Source organism: Pseudomonas sp. ARP3, from assembly GCF_001029595.1.
In the GTDB taxonomy this organism is placed as follows: domain Bacteria; phylum Pseudomonadota; class Gammaproteobacteria; order Pseudomonadales; family Pseudomonadaceae; genus Aquipseudomonas; species Aquipseudomonas rhodesiae.
On the sequence record NZ_LEKF01000002.1, the window covers coordinates 546,604 to 573,469 of the forward strand.

The 26,866-nt window shown below is 60.6% G+C and carries 17 protein-coding genes; all 17 read right to left on the reverse strand.

The features are described 5' to 3' along the window. Positions 1-413: 413 nt before the first annotated feature. Positions 414-800 carry a hypothetical protein gene (locus ABX75_RS04220; protein WP_047881502.1) on the reverse strand — a complete coding sequence of 129 codons (387 nt, stop codon included), beginning with the start codon at positions 798-800 and terminating at the stop codon, positions 414-416. 82 nt (positions 801-882) lie between these two features. Beyond that, complete coding sequence (locus tag ABX75_RS29330) at positions 883-1,020, reverse strand: hypothetical protein (protein ID WP_158248580.1); 138 nt, start codon at positions 1,018-1,020, stop codon at positions 883-885. A gap of 214 nt (positions 1,021-1,234) precedes the next feature. Then, the gene (locus ABX75_RS28955) at positions 1,235-1,546 is read right to left on the reverse strand and encodes a hypothetical protein (RefSeq protein WP_144419290.1); all 312 of its coding nucleotides are present in this window, start codon (positions 1,544-1,546) and stop codon (positions 1,235-1,237) included. A gap of 257 nt (positions 1,547-1,803) precedes the next feature. After that, complete coding sequence (locus ABX75_RS28255; RefSeq protein WP_082136125.1) at positions 1,804-2,277, reverse strand: hypothetical protein; 474 nt, start codon at positions 2,275-2,277, stop codon at positions 1,804-1,806. A gap of 8 nt (positions 2,278-2,285) precedes the next feature. After that, positions 2,286-10,454: a DUF637 domain-containing protein gene (locus tag ABX75_RS04225; RefSeq protein ID WP_047881503.1), complete on the reverse strand. Its 8,169-nt coding sequence runs from the start codon at positions 10,452-10,454 to the stop codon at positions 2,286-2,288. A gap of 31 nt (positions 10,455-10,485) precedes the next feature. Next, positions 10,486-12,207, reverse strand: coding sequence for a ShlB/FhaC/HecB family hemolysin secretion/activation protein (locus tag ABX75_RS04230; RefSeq protein WP_047881504.1), 1,722 nt, complete (start codon positions 12,205-12,207; stop codon positions 10,486-10,488). A 414-nt stretch (positions 12,208-12,621) separates the two neighbouring features. Next, a complete protein-coding gene (gene pgaD / locus ABX75_RS04235; RefSeq protein WP_034095273.1) occupies positions 12,622-13,104 on the reverse strand; it encodes a poly-beta-1,6-N-acetyl-D-glucosamine biosynthesis protein PgaD in 483 nt (160 codons plus the stop codon). A 2-nt stretch (positions 13,105-13,106) separates the two neighbouring features. Then, positions 13,107-14,447: a poly-beta-1,6-N-acetyl-D-glucosamine synthase gene (gene pgaC / locus ABX75_RS04240; RefSeq protein WP_034095272.1), complete on the reverse strand. Its 1,341-nt coding sequence runs from the start codon at positions 14,445-14,447 to the stop codon at positions 13,107-13,109. A 2-nt stretch (positions 14,448-14,449) separates the two neighbouring features. Beyond that, positions 14,450-16,447, reverse strand: coding sequence for a poly-beta-1,6-N-acetyl-D-glucosamine N-deacetylase PgaB (gene pgaB, locus ABX75_RS04245; protein WP_034111250.1), 1,998 nt, complete (start codon positions 16,445-16,447; stop codon positions 14,450-14,452). Between the two features lie 12 nt (positions 16,448-16,459). Continuing rightward, positions 16,460-18,940, reverse strand: coding sequence for a poly-beta-1,6 N-acetyl-D-glucosamine export porin PgaA (pgaA, locus tag ABX75_RS04250; protein ID WP_047881505.1), 2,481 nt, complete (start codon positions 18,938-18,940; stop codon positions 16,460-16,462). 242 nt (positions 18,941-19,182) lie between these two features. Continuing rightward, on the reverse strand, positions 19,183-20,679 hold the full coding sequence (locus ABX75_RS04255; RefSeq protein ID WP_047881506.1) for a YdgA family protein: 1,497 nt from the start codon (positions 20,677-20,679) through the stop codon (positions 19,183-19,185). 147 nt (positions 20,680-20,826) lie between these two features. Beyond that, positions 20,827-21,459, reverse strand: a complete 633-nt coding sequence (locus tag ABX75_RS04260) for a hypothetical protein (protein WP_034095268.1) — start codon at positions 21,457-21,459, stop codon at positions 20,827-20,829. Positions 21,460-21,551: 92 nt separating this feature from the next. Then, the gene (locus ABX75_RS04265) at positions 21,552-22,994 is read right to left on the reverse strand and encodes an efflux transporter outer membrane subunit (RefSeq protein WP_040265186.1); all 1,443 of its coding nucleotides are present in this window, start codon (positions 22,992-22,994) and stop codon (positions 21,552-21,554) included. Beyond that, a complete protein-coding gene (locus tag ABX75_RS04270; RefSeq protein ID WP_034095266.1) occupies positions 22,991-23,881 on the reverse strand; it encodes an HlyD family secretion protein in 891 nt (296 codons plus the stop codon). The genes ABX75_RS04265 and ABX75_RS04270 overlap by 4 nt, the downstream gene beginning before the upstream one ends. Beyond that, on the reverse strand, positions 23,878-24,087 hold the full coding sequence (locus ABX75_RS04275; protein ID WP_010214247.1) for a DUF1656 domain-containing protein: 210 nt from the start codon (positions 24,085-24,087) through the stop codon (positions 23,878-23,880). The genes ABX75_RS04270 and ABX75_RS04275 overlap by 4 nt, the downstream gene beginning before the upstream one ends. Further along, positions 24,084-26,162 (reverse strand): FUSC family protein, encoded by a 2,079-nt coding sequence (locus ABX75_RS04280; RefSeq protein ID WP_040265180.1) that lies wholly within the window; start codon positions 26,160-26,162, stop codon positions 24,084-24,086. The genes ABX75_RS04275 and ABX75_RS04280 overlap by 4 nt, the downstream gene beginning before the upstream one ends. Further along, positions 26,159-26,569 (reverse strand): MarR family winged helix-turn-helix transcriptional regulator, encoded by a 411-nt coding sequence (locus ABX75_RS04285; protein ID WP_034095264.1) that lies wholly within the window; start codon positions 26,567-26,569, stop codon positions 26,159-26,161. The genes ABX75_RS04280 and ABX75_RS04285 overlap by 4 nt, the downstream gene beginning before the upstream one ends. Positions 26,570-26,866: the final 297 nt, after the last annotated feature.

Below are 26,866 nucleotides of genomic sequence, written 5' to 3' on the forward strand. Positions count from 1 at the left end.
TACCTATACGTGCGCCAGCCTCCATATTATCTTTCGAGCTTATGGATCTAACACCCGCTCCAGTCCCACCCTCTTTAAACATTGCCGGTGGATACTCATCTAACTGTTTTCCAGGGACCTTAGGAAGACCACCAATAGAGTCCTTTCTGTTCCCGGGAGCACCAGGCCTATCAATTGTTAATACATCAGGATGACCGGCATTTTGCGCATCTGAAATATGCTCTGCCGCTTCCCCATATTTCCCACGGGATATTAATATTTCGTCCCCTTTTCACAATGTGGTCCCGATTGAATGTGATCACCCGATGCCTTGTACCTCGCTTCATGCACTAGGTAGACGCTGAGGGAGAAACCAATAAAACTAGCAGCATCCACACAGGGCCTTTCTCCTATTCACCTGCCTCGACTCTCTTCTATTTTGAAAGCAGAATACTTAGAGCATCCTTAGAAGCATTAACCACCCAAAGCCACTCTTTTTTCTCCAAATATTCTTTGTCAGAAAGTTCAGTACCGTACTTATCAAAAACCAAATCAAGTGCACTTACTACATTTTCAACGGACCTTGCTTCTACTTCATCCCTCAGGACCAAACCTATCCAATTGGAAGCGTTTTCAGCTAACCCCGTATCATCGTATAAAAAATGTATTGTGTAATTTAACTCGTCATAATCTAAACCCGGCGATGACCGTTCTACCCAAGCCTGGTACTGATACTCAAGGTCTGACAATCCACTCAAGTATGAAATGAGCTCCTCTCTCATACTGGGAAATTTTAGTTCGGAGAGTTCTAGCTTTTCCATTTTTTATATTCGCTCAGAGGTATATGGACTTGTTCCGCATGTTCCTTAATCGATCCACTAACAGGCTTCCCGTCCCTACCTATCACCCGACCACTGACTCGGCACGCTGTAGCAGCGCCGGATCGGCGAGCAGCTTAAAGAACGCATGGGCATTGCTGTTTTTGGCGTGCTGCTGAATGCTCTGCTGTTGATGCCTGACGATTTGACGTCTACGATTCAAGCGGGCTGTCCTTGTTCTAGTGGTGTGTGTTCGCAACTATCACCGTAGACCAAGGGCGGCCTTTTTTCATTTTTTGTAATCAGATCAGCCGGTTAGCTGTTAAGTAAGTGCCATCCGGGACAGATTTATCTAATAGGCTTTTCAAGCCTAATTCAAATAAATCTGCCCACTTTTCTTATCGGGAGAGAAAAGTATAAACATTACTGACTAGCAATCAACGGAACCGCCCAATCAAATCCGCCTCGATCTGACCGAGTAAGTTATCCTTATCTTCACCATTTTCCACAATCAAATAATTCCCTATCTGACTGTCGTGATAAACAGTTAACATAACCCCATTACATATCAACACCCAACGCCGAGAATAAATATTATCAGCGGTTTGAACTGGGCTCGCCTGCCAATGTTTTTTTAAATATTTTACAATCGAGTCAAAACCATCCCAATCAGAAGAAAAGCCTAAATGACGCTCGACTCTCCCATCAGAGTTAACTCTTTTAGTTATAATTGGCAACGACTCATCCATTCAGTCAACTCCAAGACGCTTATTAACCTCTGCTCTAGTTCTTTGCGAACTGTCTAAAACAGCTTTATAAACAGAAAAAGGGGAGACCACTATTCCCCTATGAAGGGGATATGTTTATTTAATGTACTTTGCAGCTAAAATTAAATAAATTCGCCCTCTTTCCCCAATGGTCATAACCCCGTTTTCGTCGCCATTACGTTTCTACCGACAAAGAACATCATTACGTCACCCACCTGAATTTTCTCTGCCCATTTAACTTATCCTATAGAAACTTCGTATAAAGTGTCCGGTGGGGCCTGCGCACGTTCGAAATCTGACAAAACGACATCAACAACACAAGAAACATTAACTTGTTTAATTGCTTCTATTTGGCTACTGTCTGAAATTGAAAATACAAGTTTTTTACATTCACAAATTGCAACAATCTCAAAAATCGCCGTCAATAAAATTTTAACTCTTTCTACCGGATCACCAGGAAACCCAATATCCGAATACAGCGGATCATACTGATTATAATCAGTCAAATATGTAGCATTGGGATGCCCGGGTCTATCCCCAATCAGAAACACAAAGGTTTCTTCGCTTGGCAATAACTGTGGCGGATAATTAAATAGCTCCGCGCTGCTAATTTTGAATATCCCCAAATCGCTTTCGGAAATATATTTATCCAACGCTACCCAAGCGTCCGGGCTGGGTGGCGGAAAAACATATCCACATACATCATTCGACATGCTGATACCTATTTATCTAAAATCCAAGGCCCGACAACTTTTCCGTCGGCACTTACTTCTCGATAATACTGCTTATCGACGAAACCCCGATCGTTATATTCTATTTTGTGCTCATGAGGCACCGCCCGACCGTCCGTAGCGTAACCTAAGCTGCCATGACTCCGTTGCTGACCATAATCTTCTCTAGAAAACGTCCGCCCCAAGTCATCATAGTAAGTCACACTTTTGCTACCGTCTGCACGGGAAATTTCATAAATCGAATTCGGATTTGCCGTTTTAGGCGCCTTGCCTGACGGAGCCACTATATGTTCTGTAACTATCTTATTTGTTGCCGGATTCACTATCGGACTTGGATAGTTTGAGTCTTCAACCTTAACCTTCGGCGTATCAGCGTGATTACCGTTAGTCGGCCCAAACTCTCCATCTACACGCGACTGAGGAGTATCCCATCTCGGTTTTCCAGTTTCGGCCATGGCCTCATGGCCTGGATTAATTGTTGGTTTAACACCTGCCGCCCCTACGCTTCCAGCACCACCGCCGGGAAGCATGCCAGGAACTACGTTGATTCCGAACGGGTGGAATCCTGTTTGATCGAGGTAAAGGGAACCTTCCTTCATCCATGTAGGATCACCATTTACCCATAAATTAGCGATTTGATTAAGGTGCAGCTGGCCTGCCTTAGTCCATTCCTGTTCATTGACAGTTCGATAGCTAGCCACCAAGTCATTACTTGATCCGCCAGGGTTAAGTGTCTCAGTTCTTTCTACCGATGCAACGATCGCTTTAGAACCCTCATCAAGCTCGGCGCGAATTTGCGCGCAGTTGTGCGTCGCTTCGCAATTATCCAATCGGGCCAGGTTCGCAGCACTACGAGCATCGAACTCTTTTTTGACTTGGTCACAGGTTCCATTTGGGTGGCAATCTTTTTCTGCCGCCTCTAACTCAATTACATCCGAATGGTTCAGGAAATTGTACTGTGTCGCGTTGCTCGCAACCCAAGCCCCTGTCTGCAAGCTCTCACCGTCAGCATCACTGTCCACCGACGCCGCAAGCACACCAATCAACTGCGAGCTCATCACCAGCAAACCTTTTCTCTTATCCTCCGGCATGCTGGCGTATTGTTTAGCGAGGCTATCCACCAATGCCTCGTTCACACCTGCTGCCAACGCACCAGTACGGAAATCGCCGCCAGCGGCTTCAGCTGCCAGCCCGCCCATCAACGCATGCAGCCCAATCTTGGTGATACCGCCGTCGGCGAACCGATTCTTGGAGACGTCACCAATCATGTTGAAGCCATAAGCAGCAAATGCATTGGCGAGGCTGCTTTGCAATGCATCCCCTAGACTGGCCTCTCCTCCCAGCGCTTTAGTCAGGATGGCCGACGTGCCGTTTTGCAGAACCTGATTCGCAGTGAATTGACCAACACCTTGCCAGGTACTCAATGGGCTAGCAGATGTCACCACACCCGAGTTAGGCAGCGCAGTAGTAGTGCCTGTCTGAGTGCTGGTCCAGTCGTCGTAGAACCCTGCGGTTAACCCCGCAGTAACGCCCGATACAACATAGCCTCGCATCGCGTCGCTGGAAGTTACGTCCTTAAACACTGCGCCCAAATTGCCACGGTTATTGATCGTACTGATCGCACCATTACTGGCCATGCCGGCAAGCACAACGCTGCCCGCAGCGTTGGCCCAGCCTGCGGCAGATGTGGCTGTGGCAGCAGCCGTCGCCCCAGCCATCGAGGTACCCGTCCCAGCGGCGGCGATTGCGCCGCTGGCAGCCCCCATCGTGAAGTAGGTAACAATAATCGCTATGACAATTTGCGCGCCGGCGCCCAGGCCAGAATTACTGTATTTGAAGCTGTCGTGCAGCTCTTTGACCTCGCGCCAGTCAACATCGCCACGCTGCTCCATTTGCTTGATCCAGGCGAGGCTTGGGTCCGCCTGGACCATCGCGTCGATGGTCTGGCTTACCGTGTTCTGGTTAACCTGCCTTATATCAATCTTCAAGCCGTCCACGGCCTTGATTGCCAGCTCGCCCTGCGCCACCAACTCACTCTGACGCAACGTCTCGTCGGTATTACCCTTGCCCTTGGCGCTGGTCCAAGCCAAGTCACCCTTGCTTTTCTCGTGACTCTCCTGGTGCAGGTCTTTGACTGCCTCGAACGTCACCGCACCGCCACTGGTGATGGCCATGTCGTTACCACTCTCAAGCTTGGCCCGCTGATACAACTGATCACCGCCACTGACCAGCGACAGATCACCACCAGTCTTGATCTCAGTCCCCACATTCGTAACGCGGGTCACCTCATCGCGCTTGGTCTTCTTCGCGCCCCAGCCACCCTTCTCCTTCATGTCGTAAAGGCTGTAGGTGCTGTTCTGCGCCGCCAACAAACTCAACTTATCCCCGCTATACAGATAAGCCTCATTCCCCGCGCTGATCCTGCTCGCCACGATCGTGGTGTCACGCCCGGCCTGGCTGACAAAATCCCCGCCCGCCGTCAGCACGCTCGCCACTTGGGTGGTCTGCTCGTCTGCGGTCTTGATGCGTTTCTTGCCGTGCTTTTCCTTGCCATCGACGTTGTGCATGTCGCTGACGGAGGCGATGTTGAGGTCACGGCCGGCGGCGATGGTGAGGTCTTTGCCGGCGGTGGCGGTGCTGCCGATGATGTTGACGTCTTGCCCGGCTTGCATGTTGATGCTGCCGCCCGCCGTGACGCTGGCGGCGAGGTTTTTGACGTCGGTGGTGATGCTGGATTTCTCGCCGCCGTCGCGGATCTCGTGTTTGACGCGGGTGTCGCTGGCGGCGATGAGGTTGAGGTCGCGGCTGGCGGTGAGGTTGGCGTCGTTGCCGGCGGTGAGGGCGCCTCGGTTGATGAGGTCGCGGCCGGCGTCGATGGCCAGGTTTTCGCGGGCGACGATGGTGCCGCCGCTGCCGTCGGTGAGGGTGCGCATGCCGGCGCCGTCACGCACCTGGATGGCGGTGGTTTCGTTGGTGATGTCGCCTTTGAGCGCCGTGAGGCTGACTTGTTTGCCGCGAATCTCGCCGGCCATGGCGTTGCGGATGCTGTCCTGGGCCAGCAGGCTCAGGTTGTTGCCGGCCTCGACCAGGCCGCCGGTGTAGAGGCTGCCGCTGCTGACGGCGGAGAGGTTGTTGCTGGCGCGCAGGGTGCCGACGTTGATCAGGTCGCCGCCGGTGAACAGGTTGAGGTCGCGGCCTTGGATCAGGCTGTTGCCGCGTACGTTGCGCGACTCGGCCTGGGCCAGGTAGAGCACGGGCACGAGGACGGTCTGGCCGTCGACCACGCGGTTTTCCATCCACACGATGTCGTGGGTCAGGGCGCCGACTTGCTGGCGGGTGAGGGTGACACCCAGGCTCAGGCGCAGCGCGTCTTTGCTGGCCAGGGCGTTGTCCATCAGGTAGCGGAACTGGTCGGCGTCGCTGTACAGGCCGCCGGCGAGGAAGCGTTGGCCGGTTTGGGCGAGCACGGCGTCGCGGATCAGGCGGGTTTCGTATTGGCCATCGCCGAGGCGGCGCCAGGCGTTGTCGGAGCTGAAGCCGAGTTTGCCGAGCATGTAGTCGGAGCTGAAGAAGCCCGTGAGGGAGGCGAACTCGGGGTTGGTCTCGATCAGGTAATGGCTGGTCGGGTCAGGATTTTTAACGAACAGGCCGTACTCGCCCTTGGGCAGTTGGAAGTTAGGCGAGGTGGTTGGGTCGACCGGGGCGAAGGCGGTGCCGGTGTAGTCCACGGGCACGAAGCCGCCGCCGGGGGCCGCGCCTGCTACGGGCAGGATGCTGCCGGCGGCCTTGGCGCTCGGGTCGTTGGCGTGTTTGCTCAGGTTGATGTTGATGCCACCGACGGGGATGCCGGTCTGGTCGTCGCCGAGGGTGCCGGTCAACTGGGCCAGGGTGTTGTTGTGCAGCGTGCCGTTTTGCAGGGTGCGGGCGACGTTGAGGTTGACCGTGCCGCCGGCTTGCAGGGTGGCGTCGTAGCCGGGGCCACTGTTGTTGGTCCAGGTGGTGACGTCGCTTATGTGCTCGAAAGGATAGCTATTGGGTGAGCGGTTTTTCAGCTCTTCAAAGCGCGCCTTATCGAAATGCCCAGCCGCCGTGGCCGCATTGAAAGCGGGAACGTCGACCCATTGCATGCGTTCAAATAAATCGTCGGAGACACGTCCTGGCGTGGTGACGACAATCTTGCGCTGCCCTGTGCGCGTGGCGGCACCCTGGTTAAGCAGGTCACCGGCGGCAATACTCAGGTCGCCATTGGCAGCCATCAGGCTGTAGCGATTCTGCACATTGTCGCCTTGCAGCAGCATGTTTTTGCCAGCTACCAGGCGCGCCGCTGCCGAATCCTTGGTCGCCGCCTCAAGGTGGGTCTCGTAGATGGTGATGATGCCTTTTTCCCACCAATCTTTTTCGCCGCAGTGCTGGCCACAGATCCAACTCAAGCTGCCGGTGGTCAGCGTCTGCCCGAGTTCGAATTCATCTTTGGCGTTTTCGATAAAGCCCGCATTGATACCGATCGAGCCTTCGCTTTCCACGGTGCCGGAACGGTTACTGAACAGCGCGGCACGGCCGCCATCGCGCGCGGCGAAGCTCAAGTCGCCTTTGCTGTAGACATCGCCATGAAGGTTGCTGAAACCATTGGCGCGCAGAGTCAGGTTGCCACCGCTGAACAGCAGCGAATCGGCCGCGTTGGTGATGCCATTGACCGCAGTGAGATTTACCGCACCCTGGGCGCCGAGGGTGCCGCGGTTATTGATCTGCGCCGCGGCGATATCCAGTTGCTGACGCGCAGTGAGGAAACCGAGGTTGTCCAGGGTGCCGCCCAGTGTCAGGCGGGTATTGTTGGCCGCCAGGCGGCCGCCGTTCTGGCTGAGGTTGTTCGCCGCCACGGTGAGTGTCTGCAGGGCCGACACGCGACCGCTGTTGCTCATGTCGCCAGTGGTGATGCTCAGGTCACCGTCGCTGAGCAGTTCGCCGCCGTTGTCCAGGCTTGCCACATTGAGGACCAGGCCCTTACCGCTGGCCATGCGGTCGCCGGCCTTGAGGGCCAGGCCTTGAGCACTTTTGTAGGTAAGCACTTCGTTGAGTTGCAGGCGACCGAGCCCGTCGACTTTGCCGAACGCCCAGTCGGCGGTGCCCATGCCGTTGATAGTGCCCTGGCTGCCGTTGAGGCTGGCGGTGTTGATGCGAAACAGGCCGCTGCCGGCGTGCTGCAACAGGCCGGCCTGGTTATTCAGGCTGGTGGCGTCGAGGCTGAAGGCCGTGCTGCCGAATTCGAGGGTGCCGCCCTCGTTGTTCACCGCGCCGCTGAGGTTGAGGCTGCTGCTGGCACCGCCAAGCGCGCGCAGTTGGCCGTTGGCGCTGTTGTCCAGGTTGCCACCGTTGAGGCTCAGCCCCTGGTTGGCTTCGATCAGGCCGCCCTGGTTGGTGAGGGTGTCGCGTGAGGTCAGGTTGAGCAGGTTGCCGCTGACCTGGCCGCCCTCGCTGTTGTCGAGGGTGGCGCCGCTGACGGTCAGCTGTTCTTTACCGAACAGTTTGCCGCCACGGTTGGCCAGCGCTTCGACGGTCAGTTGCAGGTTGCCGACCAGGCTCGCCATCAGGCCGCCGCTGCCGTTGTCGACCTTGTCGGCGGTGACGGTCAGGCTGTCACCTTGCACCGTGCCGCCCTGGTTATCCAGGCTGGTAGTGTGCAACTCGGTGAGGGCGCCGCCGCTGAGGATCAGGCCCTTGCGGTTGCTCACATCCTGGCCGCTGAAGCTCAAGCCCCCGGCGCCGGCCAGCAGTTGGCCATCGTCGTTGTTATTCAGGTGCTGGGCGGTGATGTCCAGGCGCTTGCCACGCAGGGTGCCGCCGCTGTTGTCGAGGGTGGTGAGTTGCTTGACCAACACACTGCGCTCGCCCGCGTCGATCTGGCCGCCGACGTTAGTCAACAGGTCGCTGACGTTGAGCACCACGTCGCCGCCATCGCTGACCAACGCGCCTTTGTTGCTGTTGGTAAAGCGCTGCGCCGTCACATCGACGGTTTGGCCGAGCAGGATGCCGGCACTGTTGTCGAAACGCTCGCCGCGCAGTTGCAGCAGGCCTTCGCTCTGGATGCGGCCCTGGGCGTTGAGCAATTGGCCCGGGCCTTTGAGCAGCAGGCTTACGCCCTGGGCGCCACCGGCGAGCAAGCCGGCGCTGCGGTTGTCGAGGCCGGAGGCGCGTACGTCGAGTTGGTCACCCAATACGCGTCCGGCGCGGTTATCGATATCCCCACCGGCGACGTCGAGCAGCAATTGTTTGCCGACGATGACGCCGCTCTGGTTATCCAGGTTCGCGGCGTGCAGTTCGATATTGCCCTGCCCGGCCTGCACACGGCCCTGGGCGTTATTGAGCTGTTGTGCGGCGGTGAGGGTCAGCTTGCCGGTGTCGGCGCTCAATACGCCGCCGGCATTGCTGCCGAGGGTGCCGGCGTTGACGGTCAGGTCGGTGCTGGCCTGGGCGAAACCCTGGGTGTTGTTGAAGCCGTTGCTGACGGTGAGGTTGAGCGCGCCGCCGTCGGCCTGGATCAGGCCCTTGAAGCTGTTGTCGAGCTCGGTGGCATTGACGGTGGCGGTCTTGGCCACCAGCACGCCGTTCTGGTTATTGAGCTTGCCGGCGTTGACCGTCAGCTCGTTAGCGATGATTTGCCCGCCGCTGTTGTTCAGGTCGGCACTGGCGAGTACCAGGCTGCCGCCGGCCATCTCGATACGGCCCTGGTTGTTCAGGGAAGCGCTGTTGAGCATGGCGGCCTGGCCGTCACCAAAGCGAATCAGGCCGCCGAGGTTGACGATGGCCGGCGAGTTGATCGCCAGGCTCTGTTCGCCGAACAGGCGCGCGGTGGCGCCCTGGTTGGTCAGTTTGGCGCTGCTGACGTCGACGGTCTTGGCCTGGATGATCGCGCCCTGGTTGGTCAGCGCCTGCGCGGCGCTGATCGCCAAGGCGCGGCTGGCCAGCAGGTTGCCGGAGGTGGTGACGGTTTGCGCGTTGACCACCAGATCGCCGGTGGCGTTGCGGCTGTTGTCGGAGGCGACGCCGGCTTCGACGATGCCGGGGTTGGTGACGGTCGCGGCGTTGAGTTCAATGCGCTGGCCGGCCGCCACGCTCTTCTGGTTGACCAGGGCCTGGGCGCTGGTGATCTGCACGTTGCCGGTGGCGTAGACCTTATCGGTGAGGTCGACGTTCTGCGCAGTGACCTTGACGTTACCGGTGGCCGCCGCCTGCGCCATGCTCAAACGCCCATTGGCATCCAGCTGAATATCCCCACCACTGGCCGCCAGCGTGCCGTCGAGTTTCACGCCCACACCCGCCTCGGTGCCCACCAGCTTGATCGCGCCGGCGTACATGCCGCCCAACGCGCTGGAGTCGATCGCCAGTTCGGGCTTGGCGCTGCCGTCGTCGGCGCGCGGTGTGGTTTTCAGGCTTTGGGCGTCCACATCGTTGCGCCCGGCGATTACGTTCAGTTCGCGCGCGTTGATCTGCGCGTTGATCTTGGCCGAGCGGGTGATGATGTCGAAGCGGTCGACATTGCTGGCGTTCAAGCCTTCGCCGTCGATGGTCACGGCGCCGCCTTCGACCTGGTAGCTTTTCAGTTGGCCGTTCGCGTCGAGCACCGGCTTGCCGGTGGTGAGGGTGACGTTCGGCGTGTTGATAAAGCCGCAGCCGCTGCAGGTGACGCCGTACGGGTTGGCGACGATGACTTTGGCCGACTGCCCCGCCACTTCGGTGTACCCGCGCAGTTGGCTGGGGTTGCTGCCGGTGACTTCGTTGAGGATGACGCTGGCCGCGCCGCCCTTGAGGTTGGGGTTGCCGACGATGTAGCCTCCCAACTGGGTGTTGGTCACCGCGCCGCTGGCGTTGTTGAGGATCACGCCGTTGGGGCCGACGTTGTATTGCTGGAACTGGTTATGGGACAAGCCGGCGCCGTTGGGCGTGGCGATGTTCACCACGGGCACGCCATTACCCGCCGCGCCAACAGTGGTGCCCGGCGCGCTGACCACAATGCCTTCGGCCTGGGCCAGCAGCGGCTGCCAGAACAGCGCGTTGGCCAGGATCAATGCCAGCCCGCGCTTGGGCAGGCCGAAGAACGCGTCGCGCGGCTTCAAAGCGGCGGAAGGTTGGCGGGCCAGGAAGGCAAATTGGCGAACATCCATTGTCAGATTCTCATTGCGGCGGGGCGTTGAATTACAGGAAGAAGTCCATACGGAAGTAGATCGGCGCTTCGCGCTCGCTCACTACGGCCGGTCCTTCCAAAGAATGGGCAAAGGTCACGCTGGTGCTGACGTGCTTGCCCCGGGCGAACAGTTCCAGGGAGTTGCTGGACACGCGGCCATGCACATCGCCGTTGTAGCGGTCGTTGCTGATCACGCCCTGGTCGTAGCCGACGCTGGCGCCGTACTCGGCAAAGGCCGGGCGCAGCCAATCCAGGGTCACCGGGCGCGCCCAGCGCACCTCGTTGCGCCAGTAGCCGCCGCTGTCGCCGGTCAGTTGCTGGTCCTTGAAACCGCGTACCGAGGCCGAGCCGCCCAGGCTGACGCGTTGCGGGCTGAACAGAATGTCTTCACTGCGCTGACCGGTGGCCAGGCTGGAAAAACTCAACGACTCGCCCCACAGCGTGAACGGCTGCAGATAGCTGACGGTGGCGGTGTATTTGCGGTAGCGCGAATTGGCCTGGCGGTTGCCGAACGGATCGCGTTCTTCTTCAGACTGGGCATCGAGCAGGCCGATGCCGTTCTGCATGCCCAGGTCGAGGTTGACGAACGCAGTGCCGATGCGCCGACCGTGGTTGATGCCGAACTGGAGTTCGCTGAGGCGGTTGCTGCTCGCCTCGGTGCGCGTATCGAGGATGTAGTTGTTGGTACGCAGATGGGCCAGGCCGACGTTCACCGAGGTCTTGCTCACGTCGTCGCGGTGGATCACCCGCTCGGCGCGCAGTTGGTGGTTCTCGTTGTCGCCATTGAGCTTGAATTTGGTGCTGTCGGTCTGGCCGTACGTGCGGTAGTCGCTTTCGCTGTAGGTGTAGCTGAAGTTCCACCAGCCCCACGGCACGTTGTAATACAGCATGCTGTTTTTCGAGGTTTTCTGGTGGTCGCTGACCGCATCGTGGCCGCCGCGCAGCATCAGTTGGTCGCCCAGGCCCAGCGGGCTGTCCCATTCCAGGCCGGCGCCCCACTGCTGTTCGCCGGTGCTTTTCTGGCCGTCGTTGTTACGCGACAGGCTGGCGCGCCAGGGCTTTTGCGGGGTGTTCTTGACCACCACATCACTGCCGCCGATCTGCTGGCCTGGGGTCAGTTCCATCTGCGCCTGCTTGGAGGGCAAGCGGTTGAGTTGGTCCACCAGTTGCTCGATTTCGCGCAGGTTCAGCGCCTCGCCGACCTTGCCGGGAAAGGCCATGGCCAGTTCGCGGTCGGTGACGCTGCTGCCCTCGGCGCTTTTCAGCGCTTCGAGTTTGCCTTCGACCACCAGCACTTGCAGGTGGCCGCTGGACAGGTCTTGCTGCGGCAAGTAGGCACGGCTGGTGACGCGGCCTTTGGCGATGTAATAGTCGGTGATGACTTTGAGCAGTTCGTTGAGCTGCGACACGCCCAGGCACTGGCCCAAATAGGGTTTGAGCAGGCGCGTGCGGTCGGCGGCGGACAGGCTGTCGGCGCCCTTGAGTTCGATGTCTTGGATCGGGAAGCAGCGAGTGTCTGCCGGCGTCGTCGGAGCGGCGGGCTTGGTCTGTTTGCCGGGCAGGTCCTGGAGTTCCTGCAGGCGTCGGCTCTGCTCTTCGAGCAAGCGATTCTGCCGGTCGCGGATCAGGTCCTGGTCCCCGGGGGTGGGGGCGGCGGTGGCGCTGTTCATGCTCAAGCAAACGAGCAGGAAAGTGCATAGAAAGTACCGAGTCCGTGGTAATAACAGAGACATGTTCGATCCGTCGAAAATCAAGGGGGCGCAAACTAACATCGAACTTGCGCTAGCCCAAGCTAATGAGCTAGTTATATGACCGCACCTATTTAGTTTGCAAGCCCTTGATTAATAACAATAAAAACCAATCAAAAAGAGCATGCGCAGATTAACGGAACAATTATTCCGACCAGTGGCTGCACTTTTTGAATATGAGTCGACAACAACTAATTAGATGCCATTATTTAGCCATCAAGTTATTGCCGAGATAGGTTAGTACCGAGAAAGACGGAAAAGTTCGCGGGCGTTTTGTGAATTGGATCCCATTTGTCGGTATTCCAATGCAACGCCGCTAGAGCAGGACCCGCCAGCGTTGGCGTGGTGAGCCTGCTCACTAGGGCAAGCCCACTCACCACACCGTCACGACTGCACGGTTTATCTGACGCTTTGATCTTTTTCCTGGCCGGGGACGAGGGTCAATGCCGGGCGTTCCACGTCGCGGGAGACATGGGACCTCACCTCTTCGACACCGCCTTCTTCGTCGTTGTGGATAACCAGTACGCCAGGGCGGCGCAGTTGCTCCAGGTCGCCGGCACCCAATTTGAAGCTCTCACTGAGGTGCTGGTCGCTCAAGGCGTTGGCTTGTGCGCGGCGTTGGGCGAACTTACGGCCCTTGCGTTGCTGATAGCGCGCCCAGCACACCAGGATTACCGCGTTGAACAACGCGATCCACAGGTAGATCTGCAAGGTGTTGAGCGCTGCGAAAATCGGCGCTTCGATACGCGGGCCACCGTGGGTGTCGAGCATCGAGGTGATACCGCGTGCCAGCAGCCAGATCAATCCGGCCCAAGCCATCAGGGTCAACAGCACATCGATAATCCACATCACCAGGCTTTGGCGAGTTCTGACCAGGTGCATGATCACGCCTCCTCACTGACAGGTTTGATACCACGGTCCGGGCTGACCCAGCGCGCGCGTTTCTGATGTTGGTTGAACAACACCTTGGGGAAACTGACCAGCGTGGTAAACAGGCTGACCAACCAGAACACCATCGGGTACCACACGGTCCAGAACAGGGTTTTCCACAGGTCTTTCTCGTAACGGCGGTCGATGATGATGCTCACCGCGAACTGCAGCAGGCAGACCATCGCCAGGACCAACCCGGTAAAAGCCGGCGGCATCAGAGCGTCGACGGCTATTGCCTGTGGCAGCGCAATAAACTTGCCCACGCCCCAAAAGATCACCGACAGCAGGAAGGTGAACGCCCAGCCGGTGGACAGGCAGTACTCGAACAGCAGCGGCCACAGATATCGGTGACGCCACTGCCAGATGCCGCGGATATTCTTGAACAGCACTTCGGCGCCGCCCTGGGCCCAGCGCAGGCGCTGCTTCCACAGGCCGCCGACGGTTTCGGGCATCAGGATCCAGCACAGCGCGCGCGGCTCGTAGAAGATGGCCCAGTGATCCAACTGCAGCTTCCAACTCACGTCGATGTCTTCGGTGATCATGTCGGTGCTCCAGTAGTCGATGCGGTCCAGCGCCTTCTTACGGAACGCTACCACCACCCCCGACACCGTGAAGATCCGCCCGAACACGCGCTGGGTGCGCTTGATCAAACCGATGATCGACGAGAACTCACCCACCTGGACGCGACCGATCAGGGTCGACCGCGTGCGAATTCGTGGGTTGCCGGTGACGGCGCCCAGGCGTGGGTTGTCCAGCATTGGCGCCACCAGATAAGCCGCCGCGTTTTTGTCGAGCAACGCGTCGCCGTCGATGCACACCAGGTATTCGCTGCGTGACGCCACGGCCCCCATGCGCAGGGCAACGGCCTTGCCCTGGTTCTGCGCCAGGTGCAACACGCGCAAGCGTGGGTGTTCCAGCGCCAGGGCATCGAGCACCGCCGCGGTGTTGTCTTTGGAGCCGTCGTTGACCGCGATCACTTCAATGTTCGGGTACAACTGGCCGAGCGCCGCATGGATGGTATCGGCGGCGTTATCCCCTTCGTTGTAGCAAGGGATGATGATCGAGATCAGCGGGTTGCCGGCCAGGGTCGGCGCCGGGGTGTCTTCCTCCCAAGGCCAGTGGCGCTCCCAGTGCAGCCAGAAGTACAGGCCGCCGGCAATCCACAGCGCCGACATAAACAGCGGGTAGAAGAACACGAAGTCCATCAGGAACTGCCCGGTGACCAGAAAGATCAGGCCCAGGGGCACGCCCAACACCAGCGCCAGTACGAATAAAGCCAGGATTCTGTCGAACATGGTCAAGGGTTCCATTGGTTGGAAAGGGCCGGACGCACGGTGTTCAGGTCCGGGGAGTTTTCCAGGAAGTTGTCCGGGTAGTAACCAAAACTCGTGACCCCCTGGCGTTTAAGCACACCCATCCATTCAGCCATTTGCGCACCGTTGATATCGGTGGCCTCTTTGGTGCGCCAGTCCTTGGCTTGCAACTCGAACACCGTGCGCTCCAGGGCACCGGGGCGCTTCTTGACGGTGGCGACCAGTTTCTCCAGCCAGGCGTTGGAAGTGTTCACCTGCTGACCTTCCATCAGGGGCATGGCCATCGGCGCGGTCCAGTCGTAAGCCTGGAGGAAATCATCCAGATTCTGCGCGAACCAGGCTTCGCTCGGCGGGTTGAGCATCGGCTCGGCGAAGATATTGCGCGCGGTCAGCACCTGTGGCCCGCGGATGGCGCGCACCTTGGCGGTCAGCTCATGGGTGAAGTCGATCAGGTAGCGGCTCTTGAAACGCGTCCAGCGTTGCATCACCGCCGGGTCGGCGCGCAGGGCCGCAATGCTGTCGGGCAAACCGTTGGCTGCGTAGGTTTTCAATGCGGCGGGGCTGGCGTCTTCGAAATCGTTGAACACCGCATCGTCGTGATAAAGGATGCCGTCGATCGGCCCTACCCGCGCCAAGTCTTCGTAGATTTCGCCGATAGCCTTGCGCACGGCGGGATCGAAAGGTGACAGGCGTTGGTACTGGTCGGGATCGAGGCCGATCTTGCCGGTCTTGGGATCCCAACGGGTCACGCGCGGCAGCTTGGCGTCGAGGGCAAAACTGAGCACCGGCATCCAGGCATAGACGCTGGCATGGGCACGGGTATGCAGCTGCCAGGCGACGCGGTTGAACAGGTCGGCACGCATCGGCAAGTGACGGTTAGGGAAGTACAGCGAGTGCACCAGGCCATCACCCTTGGGGTCGGCAAAGGCTTGCAGGAACACCGTGCCGGCGCCCATGTCCACCACGCGCTGTACCAGTTGGTCGAGGTTGCGCGCCTGCTGGGCGGGGTCCGGGTCGTAGACGTTGTCCAGGTCCACATGCAGCACGCGCAGCGGCGCCTTGGCCTGCACGGCCACGATGCTGTTGGCGAAGTGCTCGCCGTCCGGATCGGAGGCCACCAGGAAGCGCGGGCTGTTCATCAGGTCGCCGAGGTTATCGAGGCCGTCTTCAAGGGTCAGGGCCATCTGGTAACCCTGCTCGCCCACCACCGCCAGCGACGTGCCGTCGGCCGCGCCATACGGCCAGACCCACACCCGTGGCGCCTTGCCCGTGACGCTGCGAATTTTGTTGGAGATCGCCACCACGTCGGCACGCATGCGCGCCTGGAACTGCGCTTCGGTTTCGTAGCGATTGGTCGCCGGATCATAGCGGCGGGTGGTTGCGGCCGGCTCCAGGTTGCCCTGGGGGTTGGCCAGGATGCCTTTGTGGTTGGCATCGGTGTGGGCGGCGATTTCTACCAGGCCCGATTGCGACACCTCGCGAATCTGCTCCCAGGTGAGGAACTCACCCCGAGGGCGTGGCATGCCGGCGAAGTCCACCGGTTTGTTCAGCGGCGTATCGATCCAGTAGCCCACCGGTGCCAGCAACGCCGGCCAGCGGTAGGCGCGCAGAATCGGCATTACCCGGGTATAGAAGCTCGAATAGCCGTCGTCGAAACTCAGCATGATTGCCTTGGGCGGCAACGCCGGGCCGCCACGGCGGGCGGCGAGAATCTGATCGACGCTGACCGCCTGGTAACCGTTCTCGCGCAGCCAGGCCAATTGTTCGATCAGCCGCTCGGTACGCACCGCCACCACGGCCTGATCGGGGTCGCGGTCGGACACGTCGTGGTAGGCGATCCCCAGGAAATGGTTCTTCGGCCACGCCGCTTCGTTGGCTGGGGTCGGCCGCTCGGCGGGTGGAGTGAAGGGCGCGGGTTGCTGGGCGCAGGCGCTGGCCAGCAATACACCCAGGAGCAACAAGCAACGGCTGAGAACAGTCATGGTCAGGCTCTTTTAGAAACGGTAAGTGAGGTCGACGAGCAGGCGCAGATCGCGTTCGCGATCACCGTCGTAAGGTCGGCTGATCAGGCTCAGGTTGGCGCCGACTTCCAGTACATCGTTCCAGCGATAGCGTTGGCCATAGCCGATCAGGCCGACGCCGCCGGTGGAATAATCACGCTGGCTGTACGTACCCGCACCGACTTGGAACTGCTGACTCCACTGGGTCTCGTAGCGGTGGTAGAGCACATGGTTGACGTTGACGGTGGGCAACACGCTGAAGTCCGACTTCGGGTTGAAATACACCGTGTCTTCCTTGCTGTTGCGGCTGGTGGCGACTTCCAGGCCCAGGTCCACTTGCACCTTCGGCGAGCTGTAGAGGCCCTCGCGGCCGGCGAGCAGGGCTTCGACGCGGTCGTTGCCGTCACTGAAGTGGGATGGGCTGACGGACAGTTTCCACTCGCGGCTTTCATTGGCGCGCCAGCGGATAAACCCGCTGCCGCCATTGGCGGTGATGTCGGCATTCAACGCGCGCAACGGCGTGGTGGCGGCGAGGTAGTCGAGGCTGCCGCCGTATTGCCAGTGATCGTTGAGGTCATAGGCAAACGCTACGCGGGCGCCCTGTTTGGAACCAAAGCCGTAGGAGTGGTTGGACACCTCGGCTTCCAGGGTCAGGTCACGGGTGCGCCGCTCCACGCCGACGCGCTGCCAACGGTGGTGGCCGGTGCCTTCTTCAAAGTCGGCGGTGGCGTAACCAACACCGGCGAACAGGCGCCAGTCTTCGTCGATGGGCGGGGTGTAGATCACACTCTCGATGCCCCAGTCACGGCTGCCGGCCACTGCGCCGGCATCGCTGTTGTTGCCGCCGCCGTAGCTTTTGCCGGTGTAGGCTTCAACGCGCAATTCGGCCATGTCGTGCACATTGCGCAAGCGGTTGAGGCGCTGCACTTGGCGACTGTCGGGGTTGCGCGCGACCACGTCGTCGGTGAGCACGTCGAGCTGGCGCCACTCCTGCAGGTCCATGGCGGTGTAAGCCTGGGACACTTCCAGGCCGATGTCGCGCGGGGCCTGGGCTTCGGTTTCTTTCAGAATGCCTTCGGCACGGCGCGGCAGGTCGCGGGCGCGGTACATGTCGGCCTGGGCCAGGCGCAAGCCGACATTGCCTGGGGCCTTGGCCACCAATGCTTCCAGGCTGGCTTCGCTGCCCGGCAGGTCGCCGCCGTAGACGCCGGACTGAGCGGCCAGTTGCTGGGCGTCCATCCATGAATCGTTGGGGTTGCCAATCGGCAGGCCCTTGAGTTCGACCCGAGGTTTTTGGCTGTTGGCGAGGCTGCCAGCGACTTCGCGGGCTTGTTCGCCCTGATCGCTCTCTTGCAGGGCATAAAACAAGGCGGTGGTGTCTTCGACGCGATCATCGGGTTCGGCATCGGCGGCGCTCAGGGCCTGACGGTACAGCGGCTCGGCCTTTTCCGGCTGGCGTTGGTCCAGGTAGGACGCCGCCACCCAGCGTACGGCGTAGGTGGGCAATTGCACGCCTTCGCGGGTCAAGGTTTCGTATTCGCGCACCACATCCGCCGTGCGCGCCCGAGCCTTGAGAGCGCCCAGGCGGTCGATGCGCCAGCGCACCACGTCATCGTGGGCGCTGGCGTCGGGGGTCCAGCGTGCGAGCAGGTTGTCGTACGCCTGCAGCGCACGGTCGGCGATCACGTAGCGCTCTTGTTCACTGCGGGTGGCGAACTCGGCCATGCGCACACGCTCGGCGGCCAGATCGCCTTCCAGGCGGCGTTGGGTAACCGCATCCAGCAGGCCCGGACGCTGGGCCGACAGACGCAGCGCGGCCTCCGGCAAGCGGGCCTTTTGCAGAGCGATGATGTATTCGCGGGCAACTTCCGGCTTATCGCCGGCACGCATAAACGCCTGATCGAATTCGAACAGCGCGTCGTAATTCAAGCCGGCACGGGTCAGCGCATAACCCAGGGCCATGCGGCGGTTGGGGTCTTCAGGCTTGGCGGCCACCAATGCACGGGTACTCTGCACCGCTTCGTTAGCCTTGCCGCCATCGGCCTGGGTAAGGGCCAGGCCCAGTTGCAGGTCGATGTTGTTCGGTTCGCGCAGCAACGCCTGACGGTACACCGCCTCGGCCTGGGCCCACTGTTTCTGATTTCGATAGGTGCGCGCCACCGTGGCCAGCGCTTGGGTGCTGAGGTTGCGATGCTTGCCCTGGGCCTCGTAGACCTGCAGCACTTCGGCGTCCTGGCCGGCCCAACCGGCAATCACCAAGTGATCGCTGACCTGGCCAGGCGTCTGGCGCTCGGCGGACAACTGGCGCAATTGCGTAAGGGCGGGGGTGAAGTTGCCGTTGCGCGCCTGAATGATCAGCGCGTCATAGGCCGGATCGGCCAGGGCAAAAGCAGGCATCAGCAATTGGCTGCACAAGGCGACCCCGATAAGCAGTCGCAACCGGCCTGATGCACTGAGTGGTGGGTTTGGCAACATATCGTGAGCTTCCTTACAGGGAAAGCTGTAACGATAGGTGGTCCTGAGCGCTTCGCTTCAGGGTGCCGACGTCTCATGACCCGGCCTAGCTTTCCTGTGGTCACTATCGCCGAGGGCGGTGGGTAAAAGCGCAAATCAGAACAATTGTTCAGAATTGGATGAGGAAGGAGGATTTACACGCGGCCCGCGAAGCAGTGCCGCTTGTGGCAAGGGAGCAAGCGCCCTTGCCACACGTGAGGCAATTATTGCGCGCCGCTGACCGCGCCGACTTTGGACATCACAAAGCCGATGAACTGCTCGACGGTCATCTTCTGGCCGTTGAAGGTCACTTCATTGTTGGCGTAGTGCAGTTTGGACACCACATCGCTGCCCACCAGGGTCGCCAGTTGTGTACCCACGGCCATACCGCTGACCATCTCGGCGGCCATCTGCGCTTGCTGCTCGATGGCTTTCGGGTCGGTCAGGCCGCCGGCCTGGGCTTGCAGGGCGGACACATCGGCGATCATTGGCTTGGACAGAGTCAGGTTGGCGTCCAGCAGCGACACCATCTGCTTGCCCAGTTCAACCGGCGGCAATTCCATCGACGCCGGTTTGGCCAGGTCCACCACCAGGCTGAACTTGCTTTCGCCATGGGTGGTTTTCAGCGACAGGTTTTCCAGCGCCAGTTGCGGCTTGGCGGCCAACAGTTGGTTGACGTTGGCTTCGGCCAGGGTCTGCTCGGCTTCGGTCAATTGCAGTTCAGGCACGGGCTCCCCAGCGGCGGCCGCGGCTTGCACCGGCTGCATCTTGTCTTGGTAGAGCTTGGTCAGCACCAGCATGGCCGGGACGTCGATGTTTTTCATACTCAGCGCCATGGCGGCCGAGCCGACGGGTTTGCCCTTGTAGCCGATCTCGTCGATTTTGTAGTCGACGCGGCCGGCCAGGTTGTTGTCTGTGGTTTCGCTGGAGTCTTTCTGCTCAAAGCCTTTGAGCGAGATCACGTCTTTCTGCACGCCGACGGTGAACTTGGCGTCCGTCAGCTCCACTGTGTTCTGCCCGGTGTAGAAACCGAAGGTGGACTTGGCCAGGTTGCTGGCCACGGTCAGGCCGGCCAGTTCGGCTTCGAACGGCGCGCCCTGGGCGTCCACGGCGGCGACCTTGAGGCTGTTCATAAAACCGTCGGCTTTGACTTTCTGGCCTTCGGCGGTGCCATCGAAATTCAGGTTGGCGCCGGAGAAGCTCACCGAGGACTTATCGTCCTTGAACTCCAGGGGCAGCAGTTCGACATTGCCGTTGACCGCGCGGGTATAGCCGATATTGGCCACGCCCTTGAGCGGCGATGCGTCTTTGGCGGCAGCGAACCACTTCTCGGTGGTGGCGTTCTTTTCCAGCTCGTAGTGACTGGTGGCCATCACCGGCAGCCATTTAAGCGTGACCAGACGCGAGAACGGCAACGGGCCGTGTTCGATATGGTCGACGAACAGCAGCTCCGGGTTCGGGTTTTCTTCGCCGAACACCGGACCCTGCGCCTTCAAGCGGTAGTGCGCGGTGCTGCTGAACACGCCGCGCTCCAGGGACACCAGTTCCAGGGCGACGCTGCCGTCGACGCCGGCCATGGAGGTTTGCAGTTCCTTGTTGGCGTTTTGGATCGCGGTCTGCAACACCGGCTCCAACTGCTTACCGGTGTACCAGGCGCCGCCTGCACTGACGACGCCGACGGCGACAACAAAACCCAAAAGAACGACTGCTGGCTTATTCATGAAGTGACCTGATCAAATCCTGTGAGAAGTGGGCTGTCTTCCTTGAACCCTGCAAGGGTTGGCTCAAGCCCGCCGAAAACGGGGGGAAGATTAGCACTGGCGGCCTTAAACGGCGCAACCTTTCAGAGGCATCAGATCGCTACTGGTTCACGAATACTCCAATTCGATTTCATCGAGCTGGTGATCGAAGCTCTTCAAGCGCGCCGTCCAGGTGTACACCAGCACCTCGAATTCGCGGTGGATCACGGCGTTGCCAGGGGTGTCGGTCTTGGGGTCGCAGAAGTCCAGCTGGTAGCGCTCGCGGGCCATCTGCGTGGCGACGTCGGACAATTCCCGCGCGTTATTGAGCCAATGCCGACCTTCGGCGACCTGCTTGTCGAGCACCACGCACTGTTTTTTCAGGGTTTCGAGGCTTTTTTCCAACGGCGTGCCCGTCAGGTCGCCCATCACTTCCTGGAAGGTGCGCCCCGGCTGCCAGTAGCTGCCCCAGAAATAGCGGTCGAATACGGTTTCGACGCGGCGCAGTGCGACCTTGGTGTCCCAGATGGCCACGCGGGTCTTGCCTTGTTCGAGGAGTTTTTTCTTGATGCGTTGATTCTGGTAGGACGCCCAGGCCACCACGCCGATGGACAAGGTGCCGATCACCAGGCAGGCGCTGTCGAGAAACACCATGGCCTTGTCGAGTTGGTGGGAAAGCATGACGCCATAGAAATACGCGGCCGATAACAGCACCAGTGCGAAGAGCACGCACCAGAAAGCGGGAGCATAAGGGTTTTTCATTATTGGAATCCCCATGAGCAAACGCGAGCAGTGTCAGGCGTGCGCCTGGCTCGAAAGCCACGGCGCCCGCCTGTCAAAGCATAGCTATTCGCTCAGGGTTTGCTGGACGCCGACGCTTGCGTTCGTCCGCTTTCCCAGCCGCCGCCCAGGGCCAGGAACAGGTCGATCTGGCTCATGGCGACCTGAGTGTTGGCCGCCGCCAGTTGGGCACGCATTTCGGTGTAAGTGCGCGTGGCTTGAAGGTCGGCCAGGAACGAGGCGCGACCGGCCTGGAAGAAGCGGTGGGTCTGGTCCGCCGCCTGCTGCGCCGATTGCTCGGCCTCGGCCAATGCGTCGCGGCGCTGCAGCACGGCGGTGTACTGGGCCAGGCCGGTCTGGGTTTCGCGGATCGCGTTGAGCACCACCCCATCGAAATGCGCCAAGGCCCCCTGGGTGGCGGCTTCGGCTTCATGGATACGCGCCCGGGCGCCGTTGGTCGGCACGGTCCAACTGATCATCGGGCCAAAGCCCCAGCGGTTGGTCGCCGGTTGGCCGAGGTTATCGAGCAGGCCCACGGTGCCGACGCTGGCGCCGATGGCGATGTCAGGGTACAGGGCGCCGGTAGCCACGCCGATGCGCGCGGTGGCGGCGGCCAGTTGGCGTTCGGCCTGGCGCACGTCGGGGCGGCGCTTGAGCAACGTGGCACCGTCGCCCACCGGCAGCAATTGGGCGATGTGCGGCAACTCGGCGCAATCACCGGTGCCCGCCGGCAATTGCTCCAGGGGTTTGGCCAGCAGCATCGACAAGCGATAGAGCCCCGCCTGACGCGCCGCCTGGTAGCGCGGCATCTCGGCGCGCAGGGATTTGTATTGGGTTTGCGAGCGCGTCACCTGGGTTTCATCGCCCCGGCCGGCATCGCGTAGGCGCTGGGTCAGCGTGGTGCTTTGCGCTTGCAGTTCCAGGGAACGGTTGGCAATCGCCAGTTCTTCATTCGCCGCACAGATTTGCGTGTAGGAGCGCACCACATCGGCCACCAGGGTGATGCGCGCGATGTCGGCGGCGGCCTGGGTGGCGTCGGCGCTGGCCTGGGCGCTTTCGATGCCGCGTTGCAAGGTGCCGAACAGGTCGAATTGATACGACGTGGTGATGCCCACGCTGCCGATGTTATCCACCGGGACTTTTTCCGACAGCAGGAAGGCTTCGCCGGATTCCTGCAAGCGTTGGGCCTCGGCCTTGGCGCCGGCACTCCAACCGCCCGCGGATTCGGCCTGCTGCACTTGATAGCGCGCGCGTTGCAGGTTGGCCGCAGCCACCCGCAGGTCGGTGTTGGAGGCCATGGCCTGGCGCACCAGTTCATCCAGACGCGGGTCGTTGTAGAGCTTCCACCAATCCGTCGGCACCGGCGCCGACACCACGTTCTTGCCATCGGACGGCAGTTGCCCTTGCAGATCGCCGCGCTTGACCGCGGCGGTGTCCGGCACCTGGTAATCCGGGCCGACCATCTGACAGGCCGACAGCAAAGAACCCAGGGCAACGATGGCTAACAACTGTTTCATGGCCGGGCTCCGGCCTTGGTCGAGTCGTCAATGATCGACACCGTGGCGGTACGTCCGGCGATCATGCGAAAGTCCGCCGGCACCTCATCAAAGGCAATGCGCACCGGGATGCGCTGGGCCAGGCGCACCCAGCTAAACGCCGGGTTGACGTTGGGCAACAGGTTGGAGCCGCTACTGCGGTCGCGGTCTTCGATGCCGGCGACGATGCTTTGCACGTGCCCATGCAAGCGGGCGTTGTCGCCGATCACGCGGATGTCCACCCCCATGCCGACGTGGATGCCGTCGAGTTTGGTCTCTTCGAAATAACCGTCGATGTGGAACGAGTTGCTGTCCACCACCGACAGCACCGGGCGCCCAGCGGTGACGAACTCCTGAGTGCGCGGCGCGCGGTCGTTGACGTAGCCGTCCACGGGGCTGCGGATTACCGAGCGGTCGAGGTTGAGCTGCGCCGAGTCCACCGTCACCTGGGCTTCGGCCAGGGCCGATTGGGCGCGGGCCACGCGAGACTGGCTTTCTTCCAATTGCTCGCTGGGCACCAGGTTGCCCAGGCCACGGTTGCGCTTATATTCGCGCTGGGCCTGGGCCAGGGTTTCCTGGCGGTCGGCCACGGCGGCCTGGGCCTGACGCAGGGCCAGCTTGAAGCGGTCCTGGTCGACGGCAAACAGCACCTGGCCTTTGCTCACCAGTTGGTTGTCGTGCACGTCCACGCGTTGGATCAGCCCGGACACGTCCGGGGCGATCTGCACGATATCGGCACGAATATGGCCGTCACGGGTCCACGGCGCAAACATGTAGTACATGACCATGCGCCACACCACCACGACCGCAAAACTCACGATCAGCAGCGTCAGGACCACACGGCCAATAGTCAAAAACGGTTTTTTCATGTCATCAGGTATCGACTGAGTGAGTCCACCGCGCCCAGCAACAGCGCGTAGAGCCCCACATTGAACAATGCCCGGTGCCAGACCAGGCGATAGAAGTGGAGACGGGTCAACAACCCATGCACCACCAGAAACAGCACGTACGTAATGCCCATCAGCACCAGCAGCGTGGGCAGGAACACCCCGCTGATATCCAGATCACCGATCATAAAGGCGCTCCATCGGGTAGCGGCGCTTCCATCTCCGTACCGCCAATAAATTCCACGCCGGGCAACAACGCCAGGCGCAGGCCCGCCAGCGCATGCAGCAGGTGCAGGCGGGTGTCGTCTTCGTCTTGCAGGCCCTGACCGTTGAGGGCACGGCGCGTGCGGTCGAGGGTCATCAGCAGACCGCTGGGCGCAGGCAAGCGTTCACCCGCTTTCAGGCACGCCTTGAAGTAACCGCCCACACCCTCCACCACTTGGTTGAGCAGCACACGCGGCACGCCGAGGATGCGCGGCGAGTAGGCCAGCAGGTCCAACAGGTTGAGCGCCACGCGCAAATCGCGCAGGGCAATGCCGGTGTCCTGATTGGTCAGGGCCAGGCGCGGAAGGTGCTGCATCAAACGGTCGAGCATCTGCACGGCCAGGTGCCGGTGCTCGGCCAGGGTCGCCGGCTCGGTCAGGCCGACGATGTCGTGCCAACTGAAGCGCGTCAGGCGCTTGGCCGCCAGTTCGGCGCCGAACGGGCGCGCGATCAGCGTCCACACAAATGCAAACAGCAGGCCCACGGGCCCGGCCAGGTTGACGTTGGCGAAGTTGAGGAAGTCGGCGTCGTAGGCGCCCTGGATGCTGATGAACGACGAGGTGTTAACCAGCGTCAGCAGCATGCCCAGGTAGAAGCGCGGCTGCACGGTCAGCGTGCCAATGCAGATAAACGGCACCGCGAACGCCAGCACCAGCATCGGAAAGTCGTGCAGGTTGGGCAGCACCAAAAACAGATAGAGGCTGGCAAACAGCACCGACATCGCCGTCCAGAAAAAGAACCGGTAGATCTGCGGCGCGGGGTCGTCCATCGAGGCGAAGAAACTGCACGCGACGGCGGCCAGGATCACCGCGCTGCCGCCGTCGGTCCAGCCCAGCAGAATCCACAGCACCGAGGCGACGATAATCGCGGTGACGGTGGAAAACGCCGAGTAGAACATCAGGCCACGGTCGAGGAACGGCGTGAGACGGCCCAAGCGCCAGTGGCGATAGACGGCGCGCCAGGTGTCCTGGCTCTCGCAGTGGATGGCAGCTTGCAGGCTGCGGCAGTCCTGCCACAGGTCGACCCATTCGCCGAGACGGTACAGCGCGTTGGAAAACAGCAAGGTGTGGCGATCATCCAGCGCGTCGCCCTTGGGCTGTTGGGCTTCGATCTGGTCACGCAGGGCGCGCCAACTGTCCAGGGACGGATTGTCGGCACTGCTTTGCAGCCACTGGGCGGTGGCGTCCAGCAGCGGCTTGAGGCGTTCGAGAAACTGCGGCGCGCGCTGTTCGACGGCGTACAGCGCGTCATCCAGCTCCTCCACCACCGGCAGCAGGTGGATCATGCGCCCGCGCAGTTCTTTGGTATTGCGCACCGTCTGTGGACGCGCGCCTTCGTGGGGCAACTGGCCGATCATCAATTCCAGGGTGTTGAAGGTGGCGACCATGCCGCCGCGCAAGGTGCTGATTTCGTCAGGCTGCACCGTGCGCGTGAGGAACCGTTGGCTGTAGACCTGCGCATCGGCAAACCACTTGGCCACCGAACCGTCGAACACCGGCGCCAGGCGTCGTGGCCAGAACATCGCGCCGACCACGGCGGCCACCACAATGCCGAGGAAGATTTCTTCGGTACGCGCCTCGGCCACATCCCACACGGCCAGTGGGTTATCCACCACCGGCAGGGCAATCAACGGCAAGGTGTAGCCGGCCAGCATCAGCGCGTAGTTGTTGGCCGTGCGCAGGTGCATGGACAGAAACAGCAAGGTGCCCGTCCACAGCGCGATCACCACCACCAGGATGTACGGCGATTGCACGAACATCGGCACAAAAAACACCGCCGCCGCCGCCCCCATCAAGGTGCCGATGGCGCGGTACAGCGCTTTGGAACTGGTGGGGCCGACAAACGGGCTGGAAACGATATACACCGTGGCCATTGCCCAATACGGACGGGGCATCTGCATCAGCATAGCGATATACAGGGCGATCATCGACGCCGCGAAGGTGCGTACGCCGTAGAACCAGTCGCGGGCGGGCGGGAAACCGGTGAAGAATCCGTTCAAAGCGTCGCCGCCTCAAAGGCACGCAACACCCGCAGGGCCGCCTCCATATCGGCGGGCGCGATATCCGCCAACACGTCTTTGCGCAGGCGCACCAGTTGCGCCTCTACCGCTTGCACCAGTTCGCGACCACGTTCGGTGAGGCTCAAGGCCTTGGCGCGGCGGTCGTGGACGTCTTCGGTGCGGCACACATAGCCGCCGCTGCACAGCTGGTCGAGCAGGCGCACCAGGGACGGGCTTTCCATCCCCGACGCATGGGCGACCTTGACCTGATGCACACCGTCGCCCAAACGGCCGATCATCAACAACGGCACGGCGCAGGCTTCGGAAATACCGTAGCTCACCAGCGTGCTCTGGCAGATTTTGCGCCAATGACGGGCGCCCACCACCATGCTGCTGCTGAGGTTCATCTGGAGTTGTTCGAGGGATTGAGGCACTGGATAGTTCGCATACAGTTAGTTTGCTAACTATCAATATGGCGAAGGGATCGAATTGCGTCAAGTTTTGAAACAATTTAGCGATGGATGGAGGGTGAGTGCATGACACAGGTGGCAGGGTGCTTACCCCCGATAGCAGTGGGTCAGGCAAACAAGCTGTTACTGGCACACCGTAATCGGGGGCAAGCCCCCTCCCACATTTGGATCGGTGTCAGCTTCAGGATTGTTGTGCGGCCTCGCCATCCAGGTGGCGCTGCCGATTCGAGTGAT

Excerpts from the sequence above, each read along its gene's own strand:
- pgaB (WP_034111250.1), bottom strand. The coding sequence starts at position 16,447 with ATGACTGTTCTCAGCCGTTGCTTGTTGCTCCTGGGTGTATTGCTGGCC.
- ABX75_RS04285 (WP_034095264.1), bottom strand. The coding sequence starts at position 26,569 with ATGAACCTCAGCAGCAGCATGGTGGTGGGCGCCCGTCATTGGCGCAAA.
- pgaA (WP_047881505.1), bottom strand. The coding sequence starts at position 18,940 with ATGTTGCCAAACCCACCACTCAGTGCATCAGGCCGGTTGCGACTGCTT.
- ABX75_RS04265 (WP_040265186.1), bottom strand. The coding sequence starts at position 22,994 with ATGAAACAGTTGTTAGCCATCGTTGCCCTGGGTTCTTTGCTGTCGGCC.
- ABX75_RS04230 (WP_047881504.1), bottom strand. The coding sequence starts at position 12,207 with ATGTCTCTGTTATTACCACGGACTCGGTACTTTCTATGCACTTTCCTG.
- ABX75_RS04225 (WP_047881503.1), bottom strand. The coding sequence starts at position 10,454 with ATGGATGTTCGCCAATTTGCCTTCCTGGCCCGCCAACCTTCCGCCGCT.
- ABX75_RS04220 (WP_047881502.1), bottom strand. The coding sequence starts at position 800 with ATGGAAAAGCTAGAACTCTCCGAACTAAAATTTCCCAGTATGAGAGAG.
- pgaC (WP_034095272.1), bottom strand. The coding sequence starts at position 14,447 with ATGTTCGACAGAATCCTGGCTTTATTCGTACTGGCGCTGGTGTTGGGC.
- pgaD (WP_034095273.1), bottom strand. The coding sequence starts at position 13,104 with ATGCACCTGGTCAGAACTCGCCAAAGCCTGGTGATGTGGATTATCGAT.
- ABX75_RS04270 (WP_034095266.1), bottom strand. The coding sequence starts at position 23,881 with ATGAAAAAACCGTTTTTGACTATTGGCCGTGTGGTCCTGACGCTGCTG.
- ABX75_RS04255 (WP_047881506.1), bottom strand. The coding sequence starts at position 20,679 with ATGAATAAGCCAGCAGTCGTTCTTTTGGGTTTTGTTGTCGCCGTCGGC.
- ABX75_RS28955 (WP_144419290.1), bottom strand. The coding sequence starts at position 1,546 with ATGGATGAGTCGTTGCCAATTATAACTAAAAGAGTTAACTCTGATGGG.
- ABX75_RS04275 (WP_010214247.1), bottom strand. The coding sequence starts at position 24,087 with ATGATCGGTGATCTGGATATCAGCGGGGTGTTCCTGCCCACGCTGCTG.
- ABX75_RS04260 (WP_034095268.1), bottom strand. The coding sequence starts at position 21,459 with ATGAAAAACCCTTATGCTCCCGCTTTCTGGTGCGTGCTCTTCGCACTG.
- ABX75_RS28255 (WP_082136125.1), bottom strand. The coding sequence starts at position 2,277 with ATGTCGAATGATGTATGTGGATATGTTTTTCCGCCACCCAGCCCGGAC.